General features: G+C 59.8%; 23 protein-coding genes. 18 read left to right on the forward strand and 5 right to left on the reverse strand.

Features of this window, described 5'->3' with window-relative positions:
• Positions 1-102: 102 nt before the first annotated feature.
• From ACVWXD_RS18000 to ACVWXD_RS18010, 3 genes are all read left to right on the forward strand, one after another.
• Positions 103-975 (forward strand): LysR substrate-binding domain-containing protein, encoded by an 873-nt coding sequence (locus tag ACVWXD_RS18000; protein ID WP_099601299.1) that lies wholly within the window; start codon positions 103-105, stop codon positions 973-975.
• 91 nt (positions 976-1,066) lie between these two features.
• Positions 1,067-1,537, forward strand: coding sequence for a RidA family protein (locus tag ACVWXD_RS18005; RefSeq protein ID WP_099601298.1), 471 nt, complete (start codon positions 1,067-1,069; stop codon positions 1,535-1,537).
• Entirely contained in the window at positions 1,534-2,715 is a 1,182-nt protein-coding gene (locus ACVWXD_RS18010) for an aminotransferase class V-fold PLP-dependent enzyme (RefSeq protein ID WP_457371230.1), read from the forward strand. The genes ACVWXD_RS18005 and ACVWXD_RS18010 overlap by 4 nt, the downstream gene beginning before the upstream one ends.
• Here the strand turns inward: ACVWXD_RS18010 and ACVWXD_RS18015 are convergent.
• Positions 2,712-3,053, reverse strand: a complete 342-nt coding sequence (locus ACVWXD_RS18015; protein WP_032891563.1) for a hypothetical protein — start codon at positions 3,051-3,053, stop codon at positions 2,712-2,714. The two genes, ACVWXD_RS18010 and ACVWXD_RS18015, sit on opposite strands and share 4 nt — an antisense overlap.
• 218 nt (positions 3,054-3,271) lie before the next feature.
• Here ACVWXD_RS18015 and rapA point away from each other — a divergent pair, with 218 nt between their 5' ends.
• Positions 3,272-6,118, forward strand: a complete 2,847-nt coding sequence (gene rapA / locus ACVWXD_RS18020; RefSeq protein ID WP_032891564.1) for an RNA polymerase-associated protein RapA — start codon at positions 3,272-3,274, stop codon at positions 6,116-6,118.
• 181 nt (positions 6,119-6,299) lie between these two features.
• Here rapA and ACVWXD_RS18025 read toward each other — a convergent pair whose 3' ends face one another.
• The gene (locus ACVWXD_RS18025) at positions 6,300-7,646 is read right to left on the reverse strand and encodes a spinster family MFS transporter (protein WP_457371231.1); all 1,347 of its coding nucleotides are present in this window, start codon (positions 7,644-7,646) and stop codon (positions 6,300-6,302) included.
• 252 nt (positions 7,647-7,898) lie between these two features.
• Here ACVWXD_RS18025 and ACVWXD_RS18030 point away from each other — a divergent pair, with 252 nt between their 5' ends.
• The 3 genes from ACVWXD_RS18030 (at position 7,899) to ACVWXD_RS18040 (ending at position 13,047) form a co-directional block, all read left to right on the forward strand.
• Entirely contained in the window at positions 7,899-8,264 is a 366-nt protein-coding gene (locus ACVWXD_RS18030) for a YkgJ family cysteine cluster protein (protein WP_032891567.1), read from the forward strand.
• A 138-nt stretch (positions 8,265-8,402) separates the two neighbouring features.
• Complete coding sequence (locus tag ACVWXD_RS18035) at positions 8,403-10,667, forward strand: putative bifunctional diguanylate cyclase/phosphodiesterase (protein ID WP_032891569.1); 2,265 nt, start codon at positions 8,403-8,405, stop codon at positions 10,665-10,667.
• A gap of 202 nt (positions 10,668-10,869) precedes the next feature.
• Entirely contained in the window at positions 10,870-13,047 is a 2,178-nt protein-coding gene (locus ACVWXD_RS18040) for a hypothetical protein (RefSeq protein WP_181642715.1), read from the forward strand.
• 44 nt (positions 13,048-13,091) lie between these two features.
• Here the strand turns inward: ACVWXD_RS18040 and ACVWXD_RS18045 are convergent, their stop codons facing one another.
• Together ACVWXD_RS18045 and ACVWXD_RS18050 are read right to left on the reverse strand one after the other, a co-directional pair.
• The gene (locus ACVWXD_RS18045; RefSeq protein ID WP_122764887.1) at positions 13,092-14,183 is read right to left on the reverse strand and encodes a hypothetical protein; all 1,092 of its coding nucleotides are present in this window, start codon (positions 14,181-14,183) and stop codon (positions 13,092-13,094) included.
• A gap of 256 nt (positions 14,184-14,439) precedes the next feature.
• A complete protein-coding gene (locus ACVWXD_RS18050) occupies positions 14,440-14,745 on the reverse strand; it encodes a DUF2288 domain-containing protein (RefSeq protein ID WP_099601291.1) in 306 nt (101 codons plus the stop codon).
• Positions 14,746-15,085: 340 nt separating this feature from the next.
• Between ACVWXD_RS18050 and ACVWXD_RS18055 the strand changes: the two genes are divergently transcribed.
• The 9 genes from ACVWXD_RS18055 (at position 15,086) to ACVWXD_RS18095 (ending at position 22,775) form a co-directional block, all read left to right on the forward strand.
• Positions 15,086-16,213, forward strand: coding sequence for a branched-chain amino acid ABC transporter substrate-binding protein (locus ACVWXD_RS18055; RefSeq protein ID WP_032891577.1), 1,128 nt, complete (start codon positions 15,086-15,088; stop codon positions 16,211-16,213).
• 229 nt (positions 16,214-16,442) lie between these two features.
• Positions 16,443-17,366: a high-affinity branched-chain amino acid ABC transporter permease LivH gene (gene livH / locus ACVWXD_RS18060; protein ID WP_003172375.1), complete on the forward strand. Its 924-nt coding sequence runs from the start codon at positions 16,443-16,445 to the stop codon at positions 17,364-17,366.
• Positions 17,363-18,616 (forward strand): high-affinity branched-chain amino acid ABC transporter permease LivM, encoded by a 1,254-nt coding sequence (locus ACVWXD_RS18065; RefSeq protein ID WP_095184031.1) that lies wholly within the window; start codon positions 17,363-17,365, stop codon positions 18,614-18,616. The genes livH and ACVWXD_RS18065 overlap by 4 nt, the downstream gene beginning before the upstream one ends.
• Positions 18,613-19,380, forward strand: a complete 768-nt coding sequence (gene livG / locus ACVWXD_RS18070; protein ID WP_012722652.1) for a high-affinity branched-chain amino acid ABC transporter ATP-binding protein LivG — start codon at positions 18,613-18,615, stop codon at positions 19,378-19,380. The genes ACVWXD_RS18065 and livG overlap by 4 nt, the downstream gene beginning before the upstream one ends.
• Position 19,381: 1 nt before the next feature.
• Positions 19,382-20,083 carry an ABC transporter ATP-binding protein gene (locus tag ACVWXD_RS18075; RefSeq protein ID WP_095184030.1) on the forward strand — a complete coding sequence of 234 codons (702 nt, stop codon included), beginning with the start codon at positions 19,382-19,384 and terminating at the stop codon, positions 20,081-20,083.
• A gap of 238 nt (positions 20,084-20,321) precedes the next feature.
• Entirely contained in the window at positions 20,322-20,618 is a 297-nt protein-coding gene (bufA1, locus tag ACVWXD_RS18080; RefSeq protein ID WP_032891579.1) for a BufA1 family periplasmic bufferin-type metallophore, read from the forward strand.
• A 26-nt stretch (positions 20,619-20,644) separates the two neighbouring features.
• Positions 20,645-21,520: an MNIO family bufferin maturase gene (gene bufB / locus ACVWXD_RS18085; protein WP_375803680.1), complete on the forward strand. Its 876-nt coding sequence runs from the start codon at positions 20,645-20,647 to the stop codon at positions 21,518-21,520.
• Positions 21,517-22,293: an HvfC/BufC family peptide modification chaperone gene (locus ACVWXD_RS18090; protein WP_457371232.1), complete on the forward strand. Its 777-nt coding sequence runs from the start codon at positions 21,517-21,519 to the stop codon at positions 22,291-22,293. Before bufB ends, ACVWXD_RS18090 begins: the two co-directional genes overlap by 4 nt.
• On the forward strand, positions 22,290-22,775 hold the full coding sequence (locus ACVWXD_RS18095; protein ID WP_032891582.1) for a DoxX family protein: 486 nt from the start codon (positions 22,290-22,292) through the stop codon (positions 22,773-22,775). The genes ACVWXD_RS18090 and ACVWXD_RS18095 overlap by 4 nt, the downstream gene beginning before the upstream one ends.
• Here the strand turns inward: ACVWXD_RS18095 and ACVWXD_RS18100 are convergent.
• The gene (locus ACVWXD_RS18100; RefSeq protein WP_095184028.1) at positions 22,772-23,680 is read right to left on the reverse strand and encodes a LysR family transcriptional regulator; all 909 of its coding nucleotides are present in this window, start codon (positions 23,678-23,680) and stop codon (positions 22,772-22,774) included. The genes ACVWXD_RS18095 and ACVWXD_RS18100 overlap by 4 nt on opposite strands.
• 103 nt (positions 23,681-23,783) lie before the next feature.
• Between ACVWXD_RS18100 and ACVWXD_RS18105 the strand changes: the two genes are divergently transcribed.
• Positions 23,784-24,383 carry a short chain dehydrogenase gene (locus ACVWXD_RS18105; protein ID WP_032891585.1) on the forward strand — a complete coding sequence of 200 codons (600 nt, stop codon included), beginning with the start codon at positions 23,784-23,786 and terminating at the stop codon, positions 24,381-24,383.
• 97 nt (positions 24,384-24,480) lie between these two features.
• Entirely contained in the window at positions 24,481-25,152 is a 672-nt protein-coding gene (locus ACVWXD_RS18110) for a COG3650 family protein (RefSeq protein WP_032891587.1), read from the forward strand.
• Positions 25,153-25,214: the final 62 nt, after the last annotated feature.

A 25,214-nucleotide genomic window follows, 5' to 3' on the forward strand; every position in this document is an offset into this window, starting at 1 on the left:
AATAATGCGGGCTGCTGCGCCCGACGGCAAATCAGCGCGCGACAAATGGCAGGCCGTCGCCCAAAATCGGCACTTTCCGCACGACCCAGGAGGCGCACTCGGGTGGCTCTGCACAAGGATCTTCCACCGTTGCTGGCACTACGAGCCTTTGAAGCCGTGGCCCGCCACTTGAGTTTTATCAAGGCGGCGAGTGAGTTATCGGTTACCCAAAGCGCCCTAAGCCATCAGGTGCAAAAGCTCGAACAGCATCTGGGTAAACCGCTGTTTATCCGACGCACCCGCGCGATCGATCTGACCGCCGACGGGCAGCGTTACTACGATGAAATCCGCCCCGCCCTTGACGCCATCGCTGCCGCGACCCGCGCCCAACGGCAGCTGCCCAGCGCCACTGTGTTGCGCATCGGCCTGCTGGCGTCTTTCGCCACCTTGTGGCTGGCCCCGCGCCTGGCGGGGTTTCTTAACCGCTATCCGCACATCCAGGTGGAGCTGTTGCCAGCGATTCAACTGGCCAACGTCGCCGCCGCCGAAGTCGACCTGGCCATCCGTTACGGCAAAGGCGATTGGCCGGACGTGCGGGCCACGCGGCTGATGGCTGAAGTGATTTCACCGGTGTGCAGCCCGGCATTCAAGGCCAGTCAACTGCACAACGGCCCCTTGCTGATGGCAACCTCGCACCGGCCGTTCGAATGGACGGATTGGTCCCAGCATTATCAAGTCGACCTCGAACACCATCCGCGCGTCATGCTGCATGACTACAACATCGTGGTCGAAGCCGCCGTCGCCGGCCAGGGCATTGCCATGGGCCGTCACCGCCTGATCCAACGCCGGCTTCAGGACGGCAGCCTGGTTGAAGCCTTCGACTGGCCGCCCTACCACAGTGACATCGGCTATTGGCTGATCGCCCCCCAAGGTTCCACCGGTGAAGCGGCCGAGTGTTTCAGCCAATGGTTAAAGGAGGTCTGCGCTGACGCGTGAGTTATTTCGATACGTCGCGTGAGATCTATCCGTTTGTCGCAGCCTCCCACAGACCAACATGCTCAAACCTCTTGAAATCAGAGGATTCAGCATGAGCAACTCCATCCGCCAACGCGTGCACGCCCTTGGCTTGACGCTGCCAGCCCCCAGCCAGCCGATTGCCAACTACATCAACCATGTCATCAGCCAGAACCAGCTGTTTATTTCCGGGCAGATCCCCCTGCTCGACGGCAAGCCTGCTTACCTCGGCAGACTGGGGGAATCCCTCAGCGAGGAAGACGGCACCCAGGCGGCAGAACTGGCTGCACTGAGCTTGCTCGCGCAATTGAGCGATGCCTTGGGCGATGACCTGTCGCGCTTGGTACGCACCCTGCGCCTGGGGGTTTTTATCGCCAGCAGCGCTGACTTCCAGCACCAGGGCGCGGTGGCGAACGGTGCGTCGAACCTGCTGGTGAATGCACTCGGCGAACAGGGCCGGCATGTGCGAACAGCGGTGGGTGTTGCCAGCCTGCCGGCCGGCGTGGCGGTGGAGGTTGACGCAATTTTCGAGTTGCAGCCGTGAGCCCGCTGGATATTCAACGATTAAGGGAGGCCACTCCCGGCTGCCAATCGGGCCTCGTGCACTTCAACCATGCCGGCGCGTCCCTGCCAAGCCAGGCGACACTGGACGCCATCATCGACCAACTACAGCGCGAAGCCCGCGACGGTCCAATGGAGGCCGGTGAGCATGGCGCCATGCTGATGGAAAAAGCCCGCCACGCCGCCGCGCAACTGCTCAATGCGCCCGCCGCGTCCATAGCGTTTGCCAGCAGCGGCTCAACTGCCTGGAGCATGGCGTTCCAAGCCTTGGGCGCGTGGCAACCCGGTGATCGCATTCTGGTGGGGCGCCACGAATGGGGCGGCAATCTGGCGAGCATGCAGCTGGCCGTGCAGGCGGGTGCACGGGTGGAAGTCATCCCCTGCGATGCAACCGGCGCGGTTTGCCCCGTGGCGCTGGAGTCAATGATCGATGCCCATGTAAAGCTGATCGACCTCACCTGGCTCCCGGCCAACGGCGGCCTGATCAACCCCGCCCAGGCCATCGGCGCAGTGGCCAAGCGTCATGGCATCCCCTACTTTGTCGACGCCGGCCAAGCCGTCGGCCAAGTGCCGGTGGATGTACAAGCGTTGCAGTGTGACGTACTCAAGTCGGCCGGTCGCAAACACCTGCGCGGGCCGCGAGGCACGGCGCTGCTGTATGTACGGCCGGACTTTCTCCAGCACCTGGACCCGGCCCAGCGTGACGTGCTTTCTGCCCCCTTGGCCGCAACCGGTTTCGACCTGCGCGACGACGCCAGGCGCTTTGAAACCAGCGAAGTGTCCTTCGCGCTGTTAGCGGGTTTGGGAAATGCGCTGCGCGAGATGAATCACCTGGGGATTGAGCGCGTATGGGAACGCGTCGCACAGACCAGCGCGCAAATTCGTGAAGCTCTACGTGAGATTCCGGGGATTTCCCTACATGAACTGGGCACGCTTCAATCAGGGCTGATCGCTTTCAACCTCGCCGGCTGGGACGCCTTCGAACTCAAACGGCAATTGGGATTGAAGCGCATCAATATCGGCGCCAACGGCGTGGGCTACACCCCGCTGGATATGCAGGCGCGTGGCCTGGCAAGCGTTGCAAGAATCTCCGTCAGCCCCCTGAACAACGATCACGACATCAAGTCGCTGATGGCAGCCCTGCGGCAACTGAGCGCTTAAACTTCGACGTCAACCCACAAGCCCTGGCGCGGCGCGTCTTCGATCAACGGCACGACCGGTACGGTGTTGTCGGCATTGAGCAGGTCGCCCGGGATCGCCAGGTGCTGATCCGGGTTTTCATCGGCTTCGCGCCGACGTTTCTGTTGTTCCTGCTGGCGGCGTTGTTCCTCGCGCAGCAAAAAGGTCGACTGCTCGGCATCGCCCTTTTTCAGGTCGATCGTGCTTTCGTTGGAGCCCGCTTGCACAGGGACCACGGGCGGAATATCCGGTTTCTGGCGGACCGGGTCGAGTTGCGACGTAACCGGTACAACGCTGACGGGCAGCATGGGTGGCAGCATGATAGTTGTTCTCCTGTCAGCAGGCTGTCGGCGGGCCGGGCGACGACTTGAGCACGGACTCGCCAACCTGTGACCCAGTCGACACTCGCAAGTGCCCGCCACCCGTCGATTCAGCGCTCGCCCCTGCACTCAAACGGAGTAGTTTTCGTCAGAGTCCTTTGGCTGAGGGCCTTGTTCCGTTAAGATAGTCGGCTTTTTCACGGCGGGAGTCAGGCAGCATGGCGCAGCAGTATCAACCGGGGCAACGCTGGATTAGTGACAGCGAAGCAGAGCTGGGGTTAGGCACCGTTCTGGCACAGGACGGCCGCTTGTTGACCGTGCTCTATCCGGCCACTGGCGACACTCGCCAGTATGCGCTACGGAATGCGCCCCTCACCCGCGTGAGGTTCTCGCCGGGTGACTCCATCACCCATTTCGAAGGCTGGAAAATGACCGTTCAGGAAGTCGACGACGTCGACGGTCTGTTGGTTTACCACGGCCTCAATGGGCAGAACGAGCAGGTTACCCTGCCGGAAACCCAACTCTCCAACTTCATCCAGTTCCGACTGGCCAGCGACCGTCTGTTCGCCGGCCAAATCGACCCGTTGGCGTGGTTCTCGCTGCGCTACCACACCCTGGAACACACCAGCCGCCAATTGCAGTCCTCGCTGTGGGGCCTGGGTGGCGTGCGTGCGCAACCCATTGCTCACCAACTGCATATCGCCCGTGAAGTCGCTGACCGTATCGCGCCGCGGGTATTGCTGGCGGACGAAGTAGGCCTGGGCAAGACCATCGAAGCCGGCCTGGTGATCCATCGCCAATTGCTGTCGGGCCGCGCCAATCGTGTGCTGATCCTGGTCCCGGAAAACCTGCAGCACCAGTGGCTGGTGGAAATGCGCCGCCGCTTCAACCTGCAAGTTGCGCTGTTCGACGAAGAACGCTTCATCGAAAGCGATGCCGCCAACCCGTTCGAAGACACCCAGTTGGCCCTGGTTGCACTGGAATGGCTGGTGGACGACGAGAAGGCCCAGGACGCGCTGTTCGCCGCCGGCTGGGACTTGCTGGTAGTCGACGAAGCCCACCACCTGGTCTGGCATGAAGAAAAAGCCAGCCCGGAATACACGCTGGTGGAGCAACTCGCCGAAGTGATCCCCGGCGTACTGCTGCTCACCGCTACCCCGGAGCAACTGGGCCAGGACAGCCACTTCGCTCGCCTGCGCCTGTTGGACCCGAACCGATTCCACGACCTGCACGCCTTCCGCGCCGAGAGCGAGAACTATCGCCCGGTGGCCGAAGCCGTGCAGGAGCTGCTCGATAAGGGCCGCTTGTCACCGACCGCACACAAGACCATCCAAGGCTTCCTCGGCAACGAAGGCGAAGCGCTGCTCACCGCCGTCAACGATGGCGACGCCGAAGCCAGCGCGCGCTTGGTGCGTGAGCTGCTCGACCGCCACGGCACCGGCCGCGTGCTGTTCCGTAACACTCGTGCCGCCGTGCAGGGTTTCCCGGAGCGCAAGCTGCACGCCTACCCAATGCCGAACCCGGATGAATACCTGGAGTTGCCGCTGGGCGAACACGCCGAGCTGTACCCGGAAGTCAGCTTCCAGTCGCAACCGGACATCGATGAAGAAAACCGCTGGTGGCGCTTCGACCCGCGCGTCGAGTGGCTGATCGACCAGCTCAAAATGCTCAAGCGCACCAAAGTGCTGGTGATCTGCGCCCACGCCGAAACCGCCATGGACCTGGAAGACGCCCTGCGCGTGCGCTCCGGCATCCCGGCCACGGTGTTCCACGAGGGCATGAACATCCTCGAACGTGACCGCGCCGCCGCCTACTTTGCCGACGAAGAGTTTGGCGCACAGGTGCTGATCTGCTCGGAAATCGGCAGTGAAGGCCGCAACTTCCAGTTCTCCCACCACTTGGTGCTGTTCGACCTGCCGTCACACCCCGACCTGCTGGAACAGCGGATCGGTCGTCTGGACCGGATCGGCCAGAAGCATGTGATCGAACTGCACGTGCCGTACCTGGAAACCAGCCCGCAAGAGCGCCTGTTCCAGTGGTACCACGAAGCGCTGAACGCGTTCCTCAACACCTGCCCGACCGGCAACGCCTTGCAGCATCAGTTCGGCCCGCGCCTACTGCCGCTGCTGGAAAACGCCGACGACGGCGAGTGGCAAGCCCTGATCGACGAAGCCCGTGCCGAGCGCGAGCGCCTGGAGCAAGAGCTGCATACCGGTCGTGACCGTCTGCTGGAGCTCAACTCCGGCGGCGCTGGCGAAGGCGATGCGCTGGTTGAAGACATTCTTGAACAAGACGACCAGTTCGCCCTGCCGATCTACATGGAAACCCTGTTCGACGCATTCGGCATCGACAGCGAAGACCATTCGGAAAACGCGCTGATCCTCAAGCCCAGCGAAAAAATGCTCGACGCCAGCTTCCCCCTGGGCGACGACGAAGGTGTAACCATCACCTACGACCGTAACCAGGCACTGTCGCGCGAAGACATGCAGTTCATCACCTGGGAACACCCGATGGTGCAGGGCGGCATGGACCTGGTGCTGTCCGGTTCCATGGGCAATACCGCCGTGGCGCTGATCAAGAACAAGGCGCTCAAGCCGGGCACCGTGCTGCTGGAGCTGCTCTACGTCAGCGAAGTCGTCGCACCACGCGCACTGCAACTGGGTCGCTACCTGCCGCCGGCGGCACTGCGCTGCTTGCTGGATACCAACGGCAACGACCTGTCCGGCCGCGTCTCGTTCGAAACCCTGAACGACCAGTTGGAAAGCGTGCCACGGGCCAGCGCCAACAAGTTCGTGCAAGCCCAGCGCGATCAACTCACCCCGCGCATCAACGCCGGTGAAGAGAAGATCACTCCGCGCCACGCCGAACGTGTGGCCGAGGCCAAGCGTCGCCTGGCGGCAGACACCGACGAAGAACTGGCACGCCTGACCGCGTTGCAAGCGGTCAACCCGACCGTGCGTGACAGTGAGTTGGTTGCCCTGCGCAACCAACGCGAGCAAGGCCTGGCCATGCTCGACAAAGCGGCGCTGCGACTGGAAGCCATTCGGGTGTTGGTAGCGGGTTGATTACCGCCCTGCCCTGCTGAACAAGAAGGCCCGCGCAATGCGGGCCTTTTTTATTCGCTGGAGAACAGCGTTGGCTTTGGGCTTCATCGGGGGCAAGCCCCCTCCCACATTGATCAGTGGTCGACATGACAACTCGGTCAACTGCGGGAGGAAGCTTGCCCCCGGTGGAATCACCGCGGTTTCAAGCAGTCGCTGCCGCAGCCGGCACCTCAACCGCCATCAAGCCTTCCTTCATACGCTTGGCATCACGCACAAAACTGCATGACGCCTGGAACAGAAACAACATCGTCAAAAACAGCGCCACCGGAATCAGGTACATGGCGTCGTGCAAGCCCACGGCTTTATAAGCCTCGGTCATCTGCGCAGCCCCATCGGCATACATCGCCGAATGGGCAAAGTGGTCGGACAGCCCGCCCACCACAATCGGCCCCATCCCGCCGCCGAGCAAGTACAACCCGGCAAAGAACAACGCCATCGCCGTGGCCCGCAGGCGCGGCTCGACCACGTCCTGGATCGCGGTGTACACGCAGGTGTAGAAGTTATACGCAAACAACCAGCCCACACTGAACAGGGCCACAAACACGCCGATCTCGATGCGCCCGGCATGCAATGCCCAGGCGGTGGTCACAGTGGAGATGATCAGGCTGAACGCCGCAAACAGCAGCCGGCCATTGGCAACACGTTGATGGATCTTGTCGGCAATCCAGCCCCCCAAGGTCAAGCCCACCAGGCCGGTCAACCCGACAATGACGCCAGTGGCGACCGCCGCGTCCTGCAGTGGCATAAGGAAATAGCGCTGCAGCATCGGCACCAGGAACGAGTTGCACGCGTAGGTGGCAAAGTTGAAGCACAGGCCAGCCAGCACCAGCCACAGGAAAGTCGGCACAGCCAGTACGCGGCGAATCGGGCGGTCGACGCGTTCCTGGGAGACTTGTACGGTTTCGGCGGCGCCGCGCTTGGGCTCCTTGATATAGAACATGAACACCGCAAGGATCATCCCAGGCACGGCGGCGATAAAGAACGGCGCGCGCCAGCTGTCGAAGGCCTTGACCATCCAGCCAATGGTAAAGAATGCCAGCAATAGGCCAAGCGGCAGGCCCAGCATGAAAATCCCCATGGCTCGAGCACGGCGGTGCGCCGGGAACAGATCGCCAATCAGCGAGTTGGCGGCAGGCGCATAACTGGCTTCACCGATACCGATGCCCATGCGCACCAGCAAGAATGTCCAGAAACTGCCGACCAAGCCGTTGACCGCCGTCAGGCCGCTCCACGCGAACAGGCCCCAGCCCATGAGTTTGCTGCGCGAGCCGGTATCGGCCATGCGCCCCAGCGGCAGGCCGGCAATGGCGTAGACGATAGTGAAAGCGGTGCCGATGATGCCGAGCTGGAAGTCGCTCAGGTGCCATTCCATGCGGATTGGCTCAATGATGATCGCCGGAATCGTGCGGTCGAAGAAGTTGAACAGGTTGGCCAGAAACAGCAGGAACAGAATGCGCCAGGCATTCGCCGCTTGGGTCGAGTTCTGCATGGGTCCGTCTCTTTTATTGTTATGAGAGCTGCGATGCCCGATGCATCCTGCCCGGTACCTGCAACATAGTCAGGCGAGCTCTGGTTGTCTGTAATGATTCGTAAAGCTGATAGGGCATGATTTCACCCGGTGCTGCGGGACTTCACCTACAAAAATATAAGTGCGCCACCCTCTTCCCAACGGCCATGGCGCGGATAGAATGGCGAGCCTTCCCGTAGCACCCCCTTCTTACCTTTCTTATCGATGACGCCCATGTCCGAAGCCAGTCCGTGTCTGAGTTGCGGTGCCTGCTGTTCACACTTCCGTGTGTCTTTCTTCTGGGGTGAGTGTGCCTCATCGGGGGGCACGGTGCCGGATGACCTGGTGGTGCAGATCAACCCGACCCGCGTGGCGATGATCGGGACTGATCAAAAGCCCGCACGCTGCTGCAGCCTTGAAGGTGAAGTCGGCAAAGGCACCAGTTGCTCAATATATGAGCAGCGTTCAAGCCCCTGCCGAGAGTTCGATGCGTCGTGGAGTCAGGGCGAACAGAACGTCGACTGCGATGCAGCCCGCGCCGCATTTGGCCTGCCGCCGTTGCAAGCGCCGTTCGAATTGGAACTGCCCATCAGCGCTTAGCATTAATCGCTATGGGTGGCATGCCAAAATCATTCAGAGCAAAGTGCCATTATCCCTGGCAAATCCTTCGAGGCTTCTATACTCGACCCCATAGGTCATTGCCGCAGGCTGTGACGTGACGCTATGACGGGACATGCTATGGAATGGCTGGGTCTGCACTTCTTTACCGATCTTCCAGCGAACGGGCACTTATTACTCAATTGCAGTCATAACCCTTTCCTGGTGTTGCTGGCCTATCTGGTGGCCTGTGCGGCGGGGTTCGGCACCCTGGACATGGCTGAACGCGTTGGCCATGTCGAAGATCCCACCGCACGCCGCCACTGGCGCTGGCTGGGTGCCGGCTGCCTGGCGGGTGGCATTTGGTCTACCCACTTCATCAGCATGCTGGCCTTCCAAGCCCCCATTGCGATTCACTACGAACTGATTACAACGTTCGCCTCGCTGCTGATCGCCCTGATCGCCTCGTTGTTCGCCATGAAAACCCTCAGTCATGCCAACCTGCGGTTCCACCAATACGTGCTGGCGTCGGTCTGGATGGGGTTTGGCATCGCGTTGATGCACTACGTCGGCATGTCAGCCATGCGCTCCCAGGCTCAGATGTATTTCGAGTCGGGACTGTTCCTCGCCTCTGTGGGCATCGCCATGGGCGCCAGCCTGGCCGCGTTATTGCTGTCGAGTTACCTGCGCACCGGCACTGGGGTATTTCATCAACTGCTCAAGTACGCCGCCAGCCTGGTGCTGGGCGCGGGCATTCTCAGCATGCACTTTACCGGCATGGCCGCGACGCAATTGATCGTGCCCACGGGGGCCGACCTTTCATTGCCGCTGGACAACAACCCGATCCAATTGGGACTGTCGGTCGCCGTGATCACCCTGCTGGTAATCGGCAGCAGCATCAGCGCTGCTCTGGCGGACAAGAAACTGCAGCACAAGGAACGCGACCTGCGTCGGGTCAACGCACTGCTCAGCGAACTGGACCAGGCGCGCGCCTCTCTACAACAGGTAGCCCATTACGATGCCCTGACCAGCCTGCTCAATCGCCGGGGTTTCAATCAGATCTTTGCGGAGAAAATCGCCGAAAAAACCGCTTCAAACGGCATGATGGCCGTTATTTTCCTGGACATCGACCACTTCAAGCGCATCAACGACAGCCTCGGTCATGACGCCGGCGATCAATTGCTCACCGTACTCGCCAGCCATATCAAAGGCTCGGTGCGCAGCCATGCAGACGTGGTCGCCCGGTTTGGCGGCGATGAGTTCTGCATCCTGATCAGCGTCCACCACCGCGACGAAGCGCGGCACCTGGCCCAGCGCATCATGCAGAAAATGAAAGAGCCCATCGAACTGGCCGGCCGCCGCATGGTAATGACCACCAGCATCGGCATCAGCCTGTTTCCCGACGATGGCCTGACCTGCGAAGAGCTGCTCAAGACCGCCGACCTGGCGCTTTACCAGTCCAAGGATACGGGGCGTAACAGCCTGAACTTCTTCAGTTCCAACCTGAAGACCCGGGCCTTCCTCGAACTGCAATTGGAAGAAGAACTGCGCAGCGCCTTGCGCGCCCAGAACCAACTGGTGCTGTTCTACCAACCGATATTTGACATGAAACTGGGCAAAGTCACGCGCCTGGAGGCCCTCGTGCGCTGGCAGCATCCGCAACATGGGCTGCTGGCCCCGGACCGATTTATCGGCATTGCCGAAAGCAACGGACTGATCGCCGACCTCGACCACTGGGTACTGCGCCAGGCCTGCCATGACTTGAGCCTGCTAACCGACCGAGGCTATACCGACCTGACCATGGCGGTGAACTGCTCGGCCCTGAACCTGGCCCGCGATGAGCTGGCAGATGAGATAGAAGACGCCCTGCGCTTCAGCGGGATCGGCGCTAATCGCCTGGAGCTGGAAGTGACTGAAAATGCGCTGATGGGCAACATCAGCAGCACCCTGGCACTGTTGCGGCAAATACGTTCGCTGGGCGTGTCGCTGGCCATCGACGATTTCGGCACCGGCTACTCCTCCCTCGCTTACCTCAAGCGCCTGCCGCTCAACACCTTGAAGATTGATCGTTCGTTCATCCAGGACATTCCCAAATCGACCGCCGATATCGAGATCGTCCAGGCGATTATCGGCATGGCCCATACCCTGCACCTGCAGGTGGTGACCGAAGGCGTGGAAACCCATGCCCAGTTCGAACTGCTGCTCCAACACGGCTGTGATTACGTCCAGGGTTACCTGCTGAGCCCAGCAGTGGCCGCCAGTGACATCATCAGCGTTATGCAGGGCATCGACATACACAACCCGCTTTATTCGTTGAGCATGGCAGCCACCAAAGACACCATCGCGCCGAGAGAACCTGCCCCGGGCCGACCTGGGCCCACCTCTATCGTGAGGCCAATTCGCTGACGCCGATTCCTTGGCATTTCGCCATCATTCATCTAAAGATTCCCGACGAACGGCCGATTCATCAGAGTCCGGCCAGGTTTTCCCTGAGAACACGGGGTCAGCCCGATCGTCCCGGACAAGGACGCACTGCAAAGTCGCGAACTCCCATTCCGTGATGGCCCTTTGATTCTTTCCAGCCATCCGCCCAGGCACATGGCGCACAATGACTTCTAAAAATAACTCTGCCACCGTGGTATCCGACGTGTTGCTCGCAGCGCCTGCGCAGAAGCCCTCAGGTTCAACGTCATTGACCACTGCCCGCCCGCTGTCCACCCAGCAATACCTGTACTTCACCGAAACCAATACCGACCGTATCCTCGATAACCTCGATGGCCTGCGCGACATGGTGTTTCCATGCCCGCCTCATCTGGAAGTGGACGGCGAGCAGCGCAGCGAGCAAGAGTTTCCGTCGGTATGCCTGATCGGCCTGGGCCGCTGCGGTTCGAACATTGCGCTGGACGTGGCGGAGTTGGTGTACAACGCGCGAAAGTTCTACCTGAACGAGTTCAGCAACGAAGATAAATCGTTGGACAAGGGTTACAGTCCGGCCCAGTGGATCCGCAATAACCTGCGCCTGGGCGGCGGCAAGGCCAGCAAGCCGGTGTTCCTGGTGGAACCGTTGGTGATGCTCGGCGACCTGGACAAGGACATCGCCGGGCGTATTCGCTTCTCACGCAAGGGCGAAAAAAGCGGCTTCCTGCGCGACTACAGCAAGATGAAAATCATGGACCTCTCCGAAGTCCATGCCGGTGGCGCCGGTAACGCGCCGATCCTCGGCCAATACCTGGCGAAGATCATCCTCAACAAAGACACCCAGCGCTTTTCCAGCCCCGACTGGAAAATGATCCACTCGTACCTCATCGACTCCTGCGGCATCAAGGCCAATCAGTCGCGTCTGTACTTCTCGATCTTCAGCGCCGGTGGCGGTACCGGCTCAGGCATGGCCTCGGAATTCGGCCTGGCCCAGCAGCACTCGTACATGAACAAGACCTTCGACACCAAGCCCGCCGATGAGCACGACAGCAAAAGCGGCCATGCTTTCGTCTTCGAGCCGATCTTCACCAGCGGTATTTGTGTGCTGCCGAACATTTCCGATCACCGCAGTGAAATGTCCGAGGCGCTGCACATCAACGCCGGCCGGCTGCTGTGCAAATACCTTTCGGAAGAGTGGGACTTCTCGTACAACTTTGACAACGAAGACAGCAGCGAAGCCAGCGTGAAGGGGCGTATCCGCCCATGGAACGCGATGATGCTGATCTCCAACGACATCATGCGCTATGCCGAAGAAAGCGATGACGGCAACATCCAGAACATTGACGTCAATGCCATGGAAAAACACGCCAACCAGTACATCTCCCAGCAGATCTTCAACATCCTCACCGCCCAGGCCGTGACCACCGACTACGACCAGAACTACTTCCGTCGCGCCGGTATCGACATCGGCGAAACCATCCGCCTGGACGCCAACGACCTATTCATGAGCCTGGCCGGCCCGGTGGCGATTGCCTACGCCGAGTCCGTGGTTCCGGAAACACCGGTTCCTTCGAATGACAAGTTCAAAGTCTTCGAGAAGGAGCCCCAGCGCCTGAATATCGACGATCTGTTCTTCCGCTCCATCGACCTGCCGCACTTCAATAAGGTCACCCAGGCCATCGAAGGCATCAGCCTGTTGCCAATCGAGTCCAAGCGCTACAAAGCGTCCCTGGAGCAGTACAAGAATTCCGGCTATGACGCAGCGGCGCTGCACGACCTGCACTTCTTCAAGAACTGCTCGTCGGTGGTGTCCATCGTCTCGCTGCCCAAGGACTACAAACTGTCCTACATGGACCTGAACCGGCTCAAGACTCACCTCAACAGCCTGTTCCCCAATACCACGCTCAAGCGCTACGCCTTGGTCATCGGCGCGTCGGCCAACCTGTCGCTGACCACCCTGATTGCCAAGAGCCCCTGCCTGTCGGATGACTTCCTGACGCTGATCGTGGCGTTTATCAAACGTTGCTTCGCGCGCAATCCGTACCGCTTCGATGACACGCTGGACAACTCGATCCTGGATTTCATCATCCACGAGGACTTCGACGAAGACCGTATCGACGAGCTGCTCAACGAGTTTGAAAACCCGGCCAAGATCCTCGACACCAACTGGTACGCGATCAAACCGATGTATGAGAAGAAGTACCGGGAGCTGATCAACGACAAAGACAAGTTCGTATCGATCAATGACATTCGCCTGTCACGGGACTGCGTGAAGAAAGCGATCAAGTACCTGCGTGAGATCTATCGTCACCGTATCGGCAAGACCAAGGTTATTTCGTTGAATAACCATACCGGCAAGACGGCCTGATACTGTGCGACGGCGCCGCGTGGCGCCGTCGCAACGTCATTGCGTCATTGCGTCATGCGCTGGCGCAGGAACGCGAGGATGGTTTGTTCGTCAGCGCGCTTGGCAGGCCGGGGAATATGCTTCGGCCAGCCGGCGTCTTTCGCGCCGAAAAACCGCTGCTGCTCCGCCTCATCCCAGCCGCGAATCTCCCGGGAAGCCGATTCCCACCAGCCATGTCGGCACACGTCGTAGTACGGATGCTCGGGCGCCGAACTGCCGTAGAGCAGATCGCGGCCGACCTTTTTGACACGCTTGCACTGATTGCGCAGCTTCCATTTGATGCGCAATCGCTGCCAGGGCGAGGGCACCGGCTTGACCCGCGGCACATCAAGGCAACGCGCTACCAACTCAGGGCCGAATACCTCACCGTGCTGGGCGAAGAAGTGCGCCTGCATGGCATGGAAGAAGCGCTTGTCGGCATAGTAGTGATGCACAAACTTGCACGCCTCGCGCACCTTCTGTTCGCGCATCGCAAAGGAAATCGCGATTTGCTCGATGGTGTGGATATCGAACGAGTGCTGGGTCCACTCGTCGATCAGGCAGATGGACGCTTCGAGCAGCGGCGCATCACTGGCGCGGACACCGCACAGGCCACTGTTGTAGAGCTTGAAGCTGTTATCGGCAGAGATGCCATGGGCCTGTAGGTGCTCGCCCAACTTGAGGTAGTCAGGACGCTTGCACACGTAGCTCCAGTCGTATTCGAAGCCATCCATCACGTACTGGCCCGGCTCGATCAGCTCAAGCACGCGATGGGGGGATTTGAGAAACAGGGTGTCGGTGTCAACGAACAGGGTCTTGTCCGCAAGCGCAAGCCCGTGGGCAATCGCGCACGCCTTGCGGCGGTGGGCATAGCCGTTTTCACCCTGCCATTGGGTCAGGGTCTGCTCGTCCAAGGTGATGGTCTCAACCGGCCAGCCGAAGTAATCCTGGGGGCGATCGGTCATGACACGGATGCACAACGACTCGCCCGCTTTGAGCTGGGACAAGGCAGTGAGGATACTGAACTTGGCTTCGCGCCGATAAACGTCCTGATTACCGTAAATAAGGTAAAGCAGCTGGTGCGAGGACTTGGCTAAAGGGGGCAGCGCTGACGGCATGACGAGCTCCGGGTGACAAGCGGCGAACTTTACCGGAATTCACCCTTTCCCATGTCATGATCTGACAGCCGCTACGCTTTATTCACACTGAGAAACAATTCTCCCGCCTATTCGCTCGCAAGATAACTGTTCCCATGACGCGCACGTCACCCTGAGCTGTGACCTTTCTCCACGGCAAGATGCCATCACCGTATCTGCGGTTACTCCGCTACACACTTTTGCCACGGAAAAACACGCACCGTTTTAGTGCTCACCTCTATTGCGCTGCCCTTTCCTGGATCAATATCCACGGCGAAACCACCACCGCCCACAAACTCGGGTCACGCTCCACCAGGTCCAATGCCCGCGTCGCAGACACTTCGCCCAGGCTACCCGAGGCCAGCCAGGCAGCGACTTTGTCACGGTTGTCCTCGGCCATTCCCTCGGCGGCTTCGATCAAATCCAAGCCGGTGTCGACCCACAATAGGGCACCCTTGGCAAAGAACGGTTCAAGCTCCTTCCAGGAAATTTCGGCGGTTTCACCGAGCAGCTTGGCATAGAGGGTGCTAGGTTCTTGCGTCATGGGAGTTCACCTTGGGAAAAAATCGGCGCAATCATAACGTCGCGACCGAGGTAGAAAAACCCAGTTGCAAATGAGTCATCGATAGAAAGTGTCAGGAAAGCCAAGGATTGCCCGAAACTCTGGCATCACCCCGCCGCAATTCTGTCTTTTTCTTTCATTTAAGCGACACGCCAAGGTTTTGCCCCCAGCAGCCAGCTTTTCAAGCGATGAACCGGCGCTCTACACTGTACCGGTACAGTTGCCAGGGCACTGCCGGGGGATATCCGAGATATCTGATCCGGTTCTGCAGCTCACAAGGCCGCTAGAACTATAAAAAATACAACAGTAAGAGTGGAGCACTATGAATAAGGCTACTAAGCAGATTTCCAAACTGTTTGCCGCTATGGTCCTGGCTGGGGTTGCCGGCCATTCGTTCGCAGCTGACACCATCAAGATCGGCATCGCCGGTCCAAAGACTGGTCCTGTAACGCAATACGGCGACATGCAATTCATGGGTGCCAAGCAAGCTATCGCCGACATCAACGCCAAAGGCGGCGTCGACGGCAAAATGCTTGAAGCCAAGGAATACGACGACGCTTGCGACCCTAAACAAGCCGTGGCTGTCGCCAACAAAGTGGTTAACGACGGCGTTAAGTTCGTGGTCGGTCACCTCTGCTCCAGCTCCACTCAGCCAGCGTCCGACATCTATGAAGACGAAGGCGTGATCATGATTACCCCGGCGGCCACCAGCCCGGAAATCACCGCCCGTGGTTACAAGCTGATCTTCCGTACCATCGGCCTCGACAGCGCCCAAGGCCCAGCGGCCGGCAACTACATCGCCGACCACGTGAAGCCTAAAATCGTTGCCGTCCTGCACGACAAACAGCAATACGGCGAAGGCATCGCCACCGCCGTCAAAAAGACCCTGGAAGAAAAAGGCACCAAAGTTGCCGTCTTCGAAGGCCTGAACGCTGGCGACAAAGACTTCTCCTCGATCATCCAGAAACTCAAACAAGCCAACGTCGACTTCGTTTACTACGGCGGCTACCACCCTGAGCTGGGCCTGATCCTGCGCCAAGCCAAGGAAAAAGGCCTGAACGCCAAGTTCATGGGCCCTGAAGGCGTCGGCAACGACTCCATCTCGCAAATCGCCCAAGGTGCTTCCGAAGGCCTGCTGGTGACCCTGCCGAAATCCTTCGACACCGACCCAGCCAACAAAGCCATCGTTGAAGAGTTCACCAAGAACAAGCAGGACCCAACCGGTCCGTTCGTGTTCCCGGCCTACTCGGCCATTGAAGTCATCGCCGGCGGTATTACCGCTGCCAAGAGCGAAGACACCGCCAAAGTGGCTGCCGCCATCCACGCGGGCACCTTCAAGACCCCTACCGGCGAGCTGAGCTTCGACGCCAAGGGCGACCTGAAGGACTTCAAGTTCGTGGTCTACGAATGGCACTTCGGCAAACCAAAAACCGAAGTTTCCCCTCAGTAAGCCAGGCGTTACTGGTCCAACAAGCCCACTGTGAGAGCAGTGGGCTTTGTTTTACGAGGTTTATGGGCCTGTCACCCGCGATCCGGGCGCTGGCTCACCTGAAAATCTTAAAACCGTCACCAGCGGTTCGCTGGCAAACGCTTTGTGCAAATGTGCTCACAGAACACAGCACAGAGCCGGAACATGACTCCACCAGTGAAATGCGTATCGGGTTTTTAGGAGCGCTGTAATGCCTGAGATCTATCATTTTTTCCAACAGCTGGTTAATGGCCTGACCATTGGCAGCACCTATGCCTTGATAGCCATTGGCTACACAATGGTTTACGGCATCATTGGAATGATCAACTTCGCCCATGGCGAGGTGTACATGATTGGTTCCTACGTGGCCTTCATCGCCCTTGCCGGGCTGGCCATGATGGGTATCCACTCCCTGCCGCTGTTGATGACCGCCGCGTTCCTTGCGTCGATCGTCGTAACCAGTGCCTATGGTTACAGTATCGAGCGCGTTGCCTACCGTCCCTTGCGTGGCAGCAACCGTTTGATCCCGCTGATTTCCGCCATCGGCATGTCGATTTTCCTGCAGAACACCGTATTGCTGTCTCAGGACTCCAAGGATAAATCCATCCCCAACCTGATCCCGGGGAGCTTCTCCTTCGGCCCAGGTGGTGCGGAAGAAGTGCTGATTTCCTACATGCAGATCCTGGTCTTCGTCGTCACCCTGGTGGCCATGCTGGGCCTGACCCTGTTCATCTCCCGCTCCCGTCTGGGGCGCGCCTGCCGGGCCTGTGCCGAAGACATCAAGATGGCCAACCTGTTGGGCATCAACACCAACAACATCATCGCCCTGACCTTCGTGATCGGTGCTGCGCTGGCAGCCGTCGCGGCGGTACTGCTGAGCATGCAGTACGGCGTAATCAACCCCAACGCCGGTTTCCTGGTAGGCCTCAAGGCTTTTACCGCAGCGGTATTGGGCGGCATCGGCAGTATTCCGGGCGCGATGCTCGGCGGGCTGGTGCTGGGTGTGGCCGAGGCGTTTGGTGCCGATATCTTCGGCGACCAGTACAAGGACGTCGTGGCGTTCGGCCTGTTGGTTCTGGTGCTGTTGTTCCGTCCGACCGGCATCCTGGGCCGTCCGGAGGTTGAGAAAGTATGAGCAGATATCTTAAATCGGCGTTTTTCAGCGCCTTGCTGGTGTGGGCCGTGGCCTTCCCGGTACTCGGCCTCAAGCTGAGCATTGTCGGCATCAACCTGGAAGTGCATGGCACCGGTCCCGTGACCCTGACCATCATCGCCCTGTGTTCGGTGCTGATGTTCCTGCGTGTGCTGTTCACCCAGCAGGTCGGCGCTCTGTTCAAGAGCAACCGTGGTCCGTTGGTATCGCCTAAGGTCAGCCAATTCCTGACCCTGCCGCGCACCCAGCGCTACATCATCATCGGCCTGATCGTGGCCGCGCTGATCTGGCCGTTCTTTGGCTCGCGCGGTGCCGTAGACATCGCCACCCTGATCCTGATCTACGTGTTGCTAGGCCTGGGCCTGAACATCGTGGTGGGCCTCGCCGGCCTGCTCGACCTGGGTTATGTGGGTTTCTACGCCGTGGGTGCCTACACCTACGCGCTGCTCTCGCACTATCTGGGCTGGAGCTTCTGGATCTGCCTGCCGCTGGCCGGCATGGCGGCGGCCACGTTCGGCTTTCTGCTGGGCTTCCCGGTACTGCGACTGCGCGGTGACTACCTCGCCATCGTGACCCTGGGTTTCGGCGAGATCATTCGTCTGTTCCTGCGTAACCTCACGGACATCACCGGCGGCCCCAACGGCATTAGCAGCATCCCCAAGCCAACGTTCTTCGGGCTGTCGTTCGACCGCACCGCTGCCGAAGGCATGCAGACCTTCCACGAGTACTTCGGGATTGCCTACAACCCGGTAAGCAAAGTGGTGTTCCTGTACCTGGTGGCGCTGTTGCTGGCGCTGGCGGCATTGTTCGTGATCAACCGCCTGCTGCGCATGCCAATCGGCCGTGCTTGGGAAGCGTTGCGCGAAGATGAAATCGCCTGCCGCGCCCTGGGCCTGAACCCGACCATCATCAAGCTCTCCGCCTTCACCCTGGGTGCTGCGTTCGCCGGTTTTGCCGGCAGCTTCTTCGCCGCGCGCCAAGGCCTGGTGACACCGGAGTCGTTCACCTTTATCGAGTCGGCGATCATCCTTGCCATCGTGGTATTGGGCGGCATGGGCTCGCAACTGGGCGTGATCCTGGCCGCGATCGTGATGATCCTGCTGCCGGAAATGATGCGTGAGTTCAGCGAATACCGCATGTTGATGTTCGGCGCCATGATGGTGCTGATGATGATCTGGCGTCCTCAAGGTCTGCTGCCCATGCAACGTCCACACATGGAGCTGCGCAAATGAGCCGCGAGATCCTGAAAGTCGAAAATCTGAGCATGCGCTTTGGCGGTTTGCTGGCGGTCAACGGCGTGGCCCTGACCGTGAAAGAGAAACAGGTGGTTGCATTGATCGGCCCCAACGGCGCCGGCAAGACCACGGTGTTCAACTGCCTCACCGGCTTCTACAAGCCAAGCGGTGGCAGCATCCTGCTGGACGGCCAGCCGATCCAGGGTTTGGCCGGTCACGAGATCGCCCGCAAGGGCGTGGTGCGTACCTTCCAGAACGTGCGGTTGTTCAAAGACATGACGGCGGTCGAAAACCTGTTGATCGCCCAACACCGTCACCTGAACACCAACTTCTTTGCAGGCCTGTTCAAGACCCCGGCGTTTCGCAAAAGCGAGCGCGAGGCCATGGAATACGCGGAGTACTGGCTGGACAAGGTCAACCTCACCGAGTTTGCCAACCGTCCCGCCGGCACCCTGGCCTACGGTCAGCAACGTCGCCTGGAAATCGCCCGCTGCATGATGACCCGCCCGCGGATCCTCATGCTCGACGAACCAGCCGCCGGCCTGAACCCAAAGGAAACTGAAGATCTCAAGGCGCTGATCGGTGTGCTGCGTGAAGAAAACAACGCCACGGTGCTGTTGATCGAACACGACATGAAACTGGTCATGAGCATTTCCGACCACATCGTGGTGATCAACCAGGGCACGCCCCTGGCCGACGGGACGCCGGAGCAGATCCGCGACAATCCTGAAGTGATCAAAGCCTATTTGGGGGAAGCGTAAAATGCTGCAATTCGAAAACGTTTCCACTTTCTACGGCAAGATCCAGGCCCTGCACAGCGTCAATGTGGAAGTACGCCAGGGTGAAATCGTGACCCTGATCGGCGCCAACGGCGCCGGCAAGTCCACCCTGTTGATGACCTTATGCGGTTCGCCACAGGCCCACAGCGGCAGCATCCGCTACATGGGTGAAGAACTGGTGGGCCTGCAGTCTTCGCAGATCATGCGCAAGAGCATTGCGGTGGTGCCGGAAGGCCGCCGCGTGTTCTCGCGACTGACCGTCGAAGAAAACCTGGCCATGGGCGGGTTCTTCACCGACAAGGGCGACTACCAGGAGCAAATGGACAAGGTGCTGCACCTGTTCCCCCGGCTCAAGGAGCGCTTCAGTCAGCGCGGCGGCACCATGTCCGGCGGCGAGCAGCAAATGCTCGCCATCGGCCGGGCGCTGATGAGCAAGCCCAAGCTGTTGCTCCTGGACGAACCGTCCCTGGGCCTGGCACCGATCATCATCCAGCAGATTTTCGACATCATCGAACAGCTGCGCAAAGACGGTGTGACCGTGTTTCTGGTGGAACAGAACGCCAACCAGGCGCTGAAAATCGCCGACCGCGCCTATGTACTGGAAAACGGTCGTGTGGTGATGCAGGGCACTGGCGAGCAGTTGCTGACGGATCCGAAGGTGCGCGAGGCGTACTTGGGCGGCTAAGAGACGGTTGCTGAATAAACCGGATCTAAATGTGGGAGGGAGCTTGCTCCCGATGGCGGCATATCAGGCACAGAGCATGTGACTGATAGTCCGCCATCGGGAGCAAGCTCCCTCCCACATTTGTTTTGCACCGTTTGAAAGTTTTTCAACTGCCTTTGTAACGAACTCAATCCTCCCTTCTCTAGTGGTGCATGCAGGCAATCAAGCCTGCCCACTCAACCACTGCTGGAGAAACACCATGACGACCAAACTGTCCGCCGCATCCCTCGTCCTCGCCCTGAGTTCTGCCTTGAGCCTCTCCGCTCTGACCAGCACCGTCCACGCCGCCGACGACATGCAAAAATGCTTCGGCGTCGCTGAAGCCGGTAAGAACGATTGCGCCGCAGGCGCAGGCACCTCCTGTGCCGGCAGCTCGAAAACCAAGGATCAGGCCAACGCCTGGAAACTGGTCCCCGCCGGCACCTGCACCCAAACCCCCAGCTCCACCTCGCCGACCGGTTTCGGCCAGGAAGCTGCCTTCACCGCCAAGTCGTGAAACCCTGCACAGCCTGAGTACGGATCATGACGCTTTCACGCCAGCACACGGTCTCACACGCTCAGGCGCCCGGCCTCCCCTGTCGGGCCGGGCTGGGGCTGAAGAGCGAGCACTTCACCGAAGTGCTCCAGACCCTTCCCGATGTCGGTTTTTTTGAAATACACGCCGAAAACTACATGGTGGCCGGCGGCCCGTTTCATCACTACCTAGGGTTGATTCGCCAACAGTACTCGCTGTCGCTGCACGGCGTGGGCCTGTCCATCGGCGGCGAAGGCCCGCTCAACCGTGAGCACCTGGCACGCCTGGCAACGCTGATCGAACGCTACCAACCCCACTCCTTTTCCGAACACTTGGCCTGGTCCAGCCACGGCCCGGTGTTTCTCAATGACTTACTGCCCCTGGCCTACGACGCAGACACGCTGAACCGGGTATGCGAACACGTCGACCAGGTGCAGAGCACGCTCAAGCGGCCCATGCTGCTAGAGAATCCATCGACCTATTTGCAGTTCCAGCGCTCTACCCTGGACGAGACCGACTTCATCAGCGAGACCATCCGCCGCACTGGCTGTGGCTTGCTGCTGGATGTGAACAATGCCTACGTGTCGTGTATCAACCACCAGCGCGACCCGCTCACTTACATCGACGCCCTGCCGTTGCACGCGGTGGGCGAGATTCACCTGGCCGGCTTTGGCGAGGACACAGATAACCTGGGTGATCGCCTGCTGATCGATGACCATGGTGCCCCCATCAACAACGCCGTATGGCAACTGTACGAACAGGTGCTCACACGAACTGGCCCGGTCGCCACGCTCATTGAACGTGACAACCACGTGCCGGCCTTTAACGTTTTGCACGCTGAAGCCCAACAGGCCGAACACTATTTATCGCAGGTCCGCCCATGAGCCTTCACGACGCCTTCACCAGCGCCTTGCTGGCACCCGACCTGCCCTGCCCGGACGGCCTGTTCAGCAGTAACGGTGCCGACCCGGCCAGTCGCTTTGCGGTATATCGCAACAATGTTCACAGCTCATTGATCAATGCACTGGCATCGGCCTATCCCGTGACAGTGCAATTGGTAGGCGATGAGTTTTTCCGCGCCATGGTCGGCGTTTACGTCCAGGCGCACCCGCCTACCAGCCCACTGATCAGTGACTACGGCAGCACATTCGCCGACTTCATCCAGGGTTTCGATCCGGCCTCCAGTGTGCCTTATCTGGCCGACGTGGCCCGCTTGGAACGCTTGTGGGTTCGTGCCTATCACGCGGCAGATACGCCCGCGGTGAGTCAGCAAGCCGCCCTGCAACAGCTGCAGGCCCAAACGGAGCTGGGCGCATTGCGCCTACGGCTGCACCCATCCCTTGCCGCTTTGAACTCAGCCTACGCCGTGGTTGCGGTATGGGCGGCGCACCAGACCGAGGGCGCCTTGGCCACTCTTGATCCTTACAAAGCCCAAAGTGCATTGGTGCTGCGCCAGGGGTTGATCGTCAAGGTCTTCGCCGTCGACGGCGGCTCTGTCGCTTTTATCAATAGCCTGAACCACGGCGCCGCATTGGAAATGGCCGTGGCGGATGCGCTTAAAGCCTGCGCCGAGTTCGACCTACACCAGTGTCTGTCACTGCTGATCAACCACGACGCCATCACTCACTTGCTCCCAGAACAAAAGGTATCGCCATGAACACTAGCCCTTCGTGCCGGATCAAACAGGCCATCGTTCTTTTCGAGAAAATCCCCTACAGCCTGATCGCGTTTATTGCGCGCTTTTCAATCGCGGCAGTGTTCTGGAAATCCGGGCAAACCAAGGTAGAAGGCTTCGCCATCGATCTGGTCAGCGGCACGTTCCAACTCGGTGAACCCTCACTCGCCGCCTCGACACTGCCGCTGTTTCGCAGTGAGTACCACGTGCCGTTGATATCGCCGGAAGTGGCCGCGCACATGGCGGCGTTTGCAGAGCACTTTTTCCCGGTGCTGATATTGGTGGGGTTCGCCACGCGCTTCTCAGCCCTGGCCTTGATTGGCATGACGTTGGTCATTCAATTGTTCGTGTACCCGGACGCCTACCCCACCCATGGCACTTGGCTTGCGCTGCTGTTGCTATTGGTTGCCAAGGGCCCTGGTTGCTTGTCCATCGACCACTTGATCGCCCGCCGCTACCGTTAGAGACGATCCAACGCCTCGCCGCTGCGCTTGAACCACTCCACCAGGTAGTCGGCCAGAACCTGGGTGCGCCTGGGCAGGCCACCTTGATAAGGGTGAACCAGGTACATCGGCAGGCTTCGAGTCTGATAGTCACGCAGCAACCAGCGCAATCGACCGTCGGCCAGTTCCGTCGGCAGCACGTAGGACGGCAACCGGGCAATACCAGCGCCTACCAGCGCTGCCTTCTTCAGCAAGTTGTAATGGTTGGAGGCAAAGGTGCCGCTTACCCTGACCCGCAACAACTCGTGCTGCTGGTGATACAGCCATTCCTCGCGGCCGCTGTAGTGGCTGTTGAGCAAGCAGGTGTGCGCCGCAAGATCCGCCGGGGTCAGCGGTTCGCCGTGCTGCTCCAGATAGGCGGGGCTGGCGCAAGTCATCTCATGCCAGGCCAGCAGAGGCTTGGCCACCAGGCGCTCGTTTTCAATCGCACCCGAACGCACCCCCAAGTCGAATCCATCACGCGCGAGGTCTCGATAGCTGTTGTTGAGTTCAATCTCGATCTGCACCTGAGGGTACTGCTTGGAAAATTCCAGCAACAAGCCATCGAAGAAAGTTTCGCCTAATGAAACGGGAACCGTCATACGCACCGGCCCGGCCAGATCGTCCTTGAGCCTCGCCAGTGCCTGACGCGCACGTTCCACCTGCACCACCAATGCCTGGGCCTGTGGCAACAACGCCGCGCCGGCAGCGGTCAGGCTGAGCTTGCGGGTGGTGCGGTGCAACAACACCACACAAAACTGCGCTTCCAGCTGGGAGATACGCTTGGATAACTGGCCCTTACTGCAACCCAGTTGCTCGGCGGCCACCGTAAAACTGCCGGCTTCGATCAGTACGGCAAAGGCCGCCAGGTCATCCATCTCGCTCATGGATTGTTTCCATTTGAAAACTAAAGGTTGCCTATTACCACGTTTATCCAGCGAAAAAGCCACCCTAGACTGAGCCCTCACTTATCACTGGAGGAACAGCACCATGAAAATCCTATTGATTGGCGCGAGTGGCACCGTCGGCTCGGCAGTCAAGGCCGAACTGGCTCAGCGTCATGAAGTGATCAGCATCGGCCGCACCAGCGGCGACTTCCAAGTGGATATCAGCGACAGCGCGTCAATCCGCAGGTTGTTTGAGCAAACCGGTAAATTCGACGCCCTCATCTGCGCGGCCGGTAGCGTGAATTTCGTGGCGCTGGGTGATATGAGCGAAAACGACTTTGAACTTGGCCTGCGTGACAAGCTGATGGGCCAGGTAAACCTGCTGCTGATAGGCCGCGAGTATGCTAACGACGGCGCCTCGTTCACCTTCACCAGTGGCATTCTCAACCGTGATCCGATTCGGACTGGCGCTTCTGCGGCGCTGGTCAATGGCGCACTCGATGCGTTTGTCAAAGCGGCAGCGATCGAATTGCCACGAGGCCTGCGCATCAACTCCGTGAGCCCCACAGTGCTGGAAGAGGCCATGGGCAGCTACGCACCTTACTTCCGAGGCTATAAGCCGGCTCCGGGCGCTGACGTGGCCTTGGCCTACGCTAAAAGCGTGGAAGGCCTACAGACCGGCCAGACATTTATGGTTGGCTGAATGTAAGGGTTGTAAGAATTACCTGAAGCGGGACAGCGGGGTTGTGATGCACCGCCAGCCTGCGTAACGTGGCGGCACTTGCCTGGAGACCCCGATAATGCGTGCCGCCCGTACCTTTGCTTTGTGTGCTTTGCTTCCCTTTCTAACCGCGTGTCAGGTCTTCGAGAGCGAGCCGGCCAAGCCGTCTACGGTTGGGCTGACCCGCATGCAGGGCCAACTCACAGCCGTAGGCGACAAACTGTTGTTCCAAGCGTGCCACGACCAACGTAACTACGTGGTCAAGGACACCGGCGGCACCAGCATCCTGCAGGAAGCCGCCTCCCTGGCCGGCCAGCAAGGTGCGCTGTTTGCCGACCTGCGCGGTAAGTTTTCGGGCGTCGCCACCGGCACTCAGGGCGAAGTGGAGTTGCAACAGCTCTACCGTGTCGAACGGTCGACCTCGGCCTGCGACGACCCCGATTTCAAACGCATGATCTTGCGCGCCAACGGCCACAAGCCGGCCTGGGCGATGAACGTCACCGCCAAGGGCATGGTGCTGGAACGTGAAGGCCAGCCGCCTTTGGCCGTACCTTATGTAGAAGAGCAGATAGGCGACGGCCGCTTTAACCTGATGACCGAAGCCAACAACCAGCACATCGAGCTGTGGGTGGCTCCGCAACGTTGTGTGGACAGCGTCAGCGGCAGCCTGCAACACATGACCGCCGAATTGCGGATCAACGGTCAAGTCCAGCGTGGCTGCGCGGCTTTCGGTGGTTCGCGGGACGATTGATAGTGTCCTGCGCTTTTTAGCATGACGGGACACCACCGTTGGGGCTTATAATCGCCGGTTTG

This window comes from Pseudomonas sp. TE3911, assembly GCF_054062775.1.